The following is a 4,077-nucleotide window of genomic DNA, read 5'->3' as shown; positions in this document are numbered from 1 at the left end:
GGCCGAGCGGCGCCGGACCTTCTCCCGCGGGGCGACGTCACATACGACGTCGTATGCGACGTCGTATGTGACGTCACCGGTGACGCCGGCCGGCCGAGAGCGACCCGGCGCGGAGGTCTTCGAGCAGCGCGGGCACGTCACGGACCGCGATGCCGTACACCGCAGCGTCATCGAGCGCGTCGTACTCGTGGGCGAGACGATTGCGGAAGCCGGCGACCTGGCGCGGATCGGTCGTCCGTGTGGCGGTCGCCTCCGGCGCGTGCCGGAGCACGCGGCCCACGGCCTCGCCCACGATCTCGAGCTGCCGCTCCAGCGCTCGCCGGGTCCGCAGATCCGCGATGTACGAATCGAGCGTGACACCGTCAACGAGCACTTCAACCTGCTCGCACGCGGCGACGACATCGTCGACCATCGCCTCGGCGTCACGACGCGTCATAGACGAGCACCCGCTCCCGCTCGATCTCGCCGGCGATCGACGGATTGCGCACCGTGCCCGCCTCGACGACATCGACGTGCGCGCCGAGGAGACCCGACAGTTCGCGCTCGAAGTCGAGCACGTGACTCAGCCACGGCCCGCGAGTCGCATCCGGTCTCCACTCGACGACGAAGTCGTAGTCGCTCGAACCGGCGACGAAGTCCCCGCGTACCGCGGAACCGAACAGCCACAGGCGGGCCACGCCGCGTCGGGCGCAGATCGCGGCGATGTCGCCGCGAGCGACGCGGACTGCCTCGAAGGCGGGCGCCGGTGCGCTGCGCGTGGTGGTTCCGTACGCCGCCAACGGCTCACGTGCGACATCGGCCGTCCCCGCGTACGCGCGAAAGGCATCACGCAGCAGCTCGCTGCGGGTCATCCCGCGCTCGCGCGCGACCCGGTCTATGTGATCGGCCATGTCCGGCGGGGTCGAGAAGGCGACCACCTTCGCGGTCCTCGGCATCAAGAACACCTCCGAGGCGGTTTATAACCGTTATGACCCGCGCGGGCAAGCGGTGCGGGCCGGACGGGGCTCGCCGGAGCGCCGCCCCTACCGCCGCTTCGGCTCCATCCCGAGTGCGGAGAGCGCATCGACGAGGCGCTTCACGTTGTTCTCGGCCACGACGATGTCGTACTGCCTGCCGAGCCACTCTCCCCGCGGTGCTGCAACCCGCAGCACCAGCTCGGTGCCGGTCAGGCGCGCGCGTGTGAGCTCGCGTGCCGCGATCGTACGCGTGCCCTTCGCCCACGCGAGCGTGACGCGCGCCTGGGCCGCGTCGACCGTCAGCGCGCACAGCGGCACGGTGTACCAGCCGAGCCAGAAGATCACCGCCGACAACGGCAGGCCGACGAGTACCGCGAGCGCGACGAACCACGGCGCACGGGACAACGCCGCAGCGACCACGAAGAACGCTGCCGTCAGCCCGGCCACGAAGGGCATCGCCGCGCGGGAGAGCAGCGTGATCCTCGACGCCCGGTTCTCGAACCGCACACCGGCTCCCCTCGTGAAGCTCGCGCGCGGATGGTGGCGGGGGTGGGATTCGAACCCACATAGCCTTTCGGCCGAGGGCTTTTAAGGCCCCTTCCTGTGCCAGTTCGGATACCCCGCCACGTCCCGCACGCGCACGCCCGGGCCGGACCGGCAGCGCTACGCACCCGCCGCCGCGTCCAGCGCGATCCCGTAGAGTATGTCGTGCTCGCTGACGACGGTCGAATCCACGCCCGCGAGCGACATCACGGTCTCGATGACGAGCGACCCGCCCACGATCACCGGCGCGCGGTCCGGCTCCAGCCCCGCGATCCTGCGGCGCTCGGCGAGCGGCACCGAGGCGAACTCCGCGAGCAGGGCGGACACTGTGGCGCCGGACAGCACGTAGCCGTGCACCTTCGACGGGTCGTACGGGTCGAGGTGCTGGTCGATCGCCGCCATCGTGGTGGCGGTCCCGGCGAGCGTGACCAGCACCGACGGCCGCTCGCCGCGCAGCAGTTCGAAGTACGGACGGAACTCGGCGACCGCCCACGCGCGGGCGGCGTCCAGCTCCGCGAGCGTCGGCGGGTCCGTCGCGAAGAAGCGCTCCGTCATGCGGCGCGCGCCCACGTCGATGCTGCGCGCGGCGCGGACGGTGACGCCGGCCTCAGGCGATGCGTCGCCGTAGACGAGCTCGGTCGAGCCGCCGCCCGGGTCGGCGACGAGGATGCCCTCGCCATCGCGGTCGTACGTCGCGCCGAGGAACGACAGGTACGCCTCGCGATCGCCGGGGATGACCTGCGGGACTGCACCGAGGGCGGAGAGCCGGTCCGTGAATGCGGCGGCGTTCGAGGCGTCGCGGGCGGCGGAAGTGGCGAGCGCGACCACGTGCTCGACGCCCAGCTCGCGCGCGCGCTCGAGATAGCCGGCGACGGTCGCCGCAACACGGTCCATCGCAGCGTCGCTCAGAGCACCCGTGGCCGAGAGCCCCTCGCCGAGGTGCGTGATGACGGACCGGCGGTCGAGCTCGGTCAGGTGGCCGTCCACGACCTCGGCGACCAGGCAGCGCGTGGTCACGGTGCCGATGTCGATGGCGGCGACCCTCACGGCCGCGCCTCCGCATCCGTGCCCGGCAGGCGCGCACAGCGGCCGTCGGGGCACTCACGCGCGAGGTGCGCAAGCATGGCCGCGCCCGCCGGGTCGTCGAGGCCGGCGAGCGACGCGGCGACGTACGCGTGCAGGCACTTCGTCCCGGTCACGCGCGCCTGGCCGGCCACGCCGGTGTCAGCGCACGGGTCGTCACCGCCGCCCTCGGCGGCACGCAGGCGCCGGTACTCGGCGTCGGCGGCCTCGGCACGCGCGCACAGCTCCGGCTCGCGCTCCAGGCGCGCGGCCCAGTCAGCCGCGGCGCCCGCGGACTCGAGGTCCGAGACGGCCGCTACGAGCCAGGGGCAGGTCAGCCAGAACAGCGTCGGGAACGGCTCGCCGTCAGCGAGGCGCGGCGGCGAGGCGATCACCGTGGGGAATCCGTACGAGCATCGCGCCGCGACGCGCCAGGGGTCGCGCGGCGGCCGGCCGATCTGCGCCGCGACGAGTGCGGCCTCGTCAGGCACGGCGGCGTCAGTCCCTGACGCCGAACAGCGCGTCGAGCACCTGCGTCCACACCGTCTCGGTGGGCGTGGTGACCCGGTCGGGCGCGGCGGTCGGCGGCTCCGCGGTGGCGCTGTCCTCGACGACCACGTACGCGCGCTCGCCCTCCCGCACCATGCCGAGCGTCTCGCGCGCCATGTCCTCGACGCCCTCGGGCGTCTTGAGCGCGGCGACCTGGTCGGACAGGCGGGCGTTGCGGGCCTGCAGGTCGGTGAGCTCGGCGGACAGCTGCGCTCGCTGCTTCTGCTCGCGGTACTGGATGCGCAGCGCCGGGTAGAAGACCCAGGCCGCGGCGGCGAGGGCGATGACGAGCACCCACCCGGTGACGGCCTGCTGCGAGAGCGCGGGCCGGCGCGGCGAGCGTACGCGCGAGGGCGCGGCGCGGCGCGCGCGCGGCGCGGACGCCGTGGCGCGCGCGGAGGACTTCCGGGTGCCGGAAGCGCGCGAGGTGGAGGCGCGGCGCGTGGTCGCGGACCGGGAGGACCCGGTCCCGCGCGCCGTCGATCTCGCCTTGGGCTGCTGCGTCGATCTGCTGCGTGTCATCTGCGGTTTCGTCTACGGTGGCAAAGCGAGCGGGCGACCGCGGCGTGCGGCCGCTCCGACGCGCATGATAGCGCACTTCAGCGGCGTGTGTCACCTCGACGTCAGGTTGAGGTGCAGGCTCTACGGCACCCGGCGCACTTGGAGCGTGTCCGTCGCCCCCGCAACCCCCGGCGCGAGGCCGGCGGTGAGCGCGACGAGGTCGCCGGGCGCCGCGAGCCCGGCGTCGCGCACCAGCGCGACGGCGCCGGCGAAGCGCTCGTCCACGCTGCCGCGCGAGTCGGAGACGAGCGGGGTCACCCCCCAGACGAGCGCGAGCCGGCGCGCGGTCGCCGCGTCACCGGCCACACCCACGATCGGCACGCGCGGGCGGTGACGCGCGACCGCCCGGGCCGTGGCGCCGGACTCGGTGAGCGTGACGATCGCGGCCACCCGCAGGTCGCGCGCG

The 4,077-nt window shown here is 73.8% G+C and carries 7 protein-coding genes and 1 tRNA gene; all 8 read right to left on the bottom strand.

Annotation, left to right across the window (positions count from 1 at the left end):
* Positions 1-73 precede the first annotated feature (73 nt).
* Positions 74-508, bottom strand: coding sequence for a DUF86 domain-containing protein (locus tag FDZ70_07260; GenBank protein TLM74394.1), 435 nt, complete (start codon positions 506-508; stop codon positions 74-76).
* Positions 423-935: a ribbon-helix-helix protein, CopG family gene (locus tag FDZ70_07255; protein TLM74393.1), complete on the bottom strand. Its 513-nt coding sequence runs from the start codon at positions 933-935 to the stop codon at positions 423-425. The genes FDZ70_07260 and FDZ70_07255 overlap by 86 nt, the downstream gene beginning before the upstream one ends.
* Positions 936-1,022: 87 nt before the next feature.
* Positions 1,023-1,463: a hypothetical protein gene (locus FDZ70_07250; protein ID TLM74392.1), complete on the bottom strand. Its 441-nt coding sequence runs from the start codon at positions 1,461-1,463 to the stop codon at positions 1,023-1,025.
* Between the two features lie 31 nt (positions 1,464-1,494).
* Positions 1,495-1,581, bottom strand: a tRNA-Leu gene (locus FDZ70_07245).
* A gap of 38 nt (positions 1,582-1,619) precedes the next feature.
* Positions 1,620-2,546, bottom strand: a complete 927-nt coding sequence (locus FDZ70_07240; protein TLM74391.1) for a Ppx/GppA family phosphatase — start codon at positions 2,544-2,546, stop codon at positions 1,620-1,622.
* On the bottom strand, positions 2,543-3,052 hold the full coding sequence (locus FDZ70_07235; protein ID TLM74390.1) for a DUF501 domain-containing protein: 510 nt from the start codon (positions 3,050-3,052) through the stop codon (positions 2,543-2,545). The genes FDZ70_07240 and FDZ70_07235 overlap by 4 nt, the downstream gene beginning before the upstream one ends.
* A gap of 7 nt (positions 3,053-3,059) precedes the next feature.
* A complete protein-coding gene (locus tag FDZ70_07230) occupies positions 3,060-3,404 on the bottom strand; it encodes a septum formation initiator family protein (protein ID TLM74389.1) in 345 nt (114 codons plus the stop codon).
* A 348-nt stretch (positions 3,405-3,752) separates the two neighbouring features.
* Positions 3,753-4,077, bottom strand: a 325-nt coding sequence (locus tag FDZ70_07225) for a pyruvate kinase (protein ID TLM74388.1), incomplete at its 5' end; no start/stop codon positions are given.

This window comes from Actinomycetota bacterium, assembly GCA_005774595.1.
Lineage (GTDB): Bacteria > Actinomycetota > Coriobacteriia > Anaerosomatales > D1FN1-002 > D1FN1-002.
The sequence above is the reverse complement of the archived record's forward strand: the minus strand, read 5'-3'. Positions and strand labels throughout refer to the sequence as shown.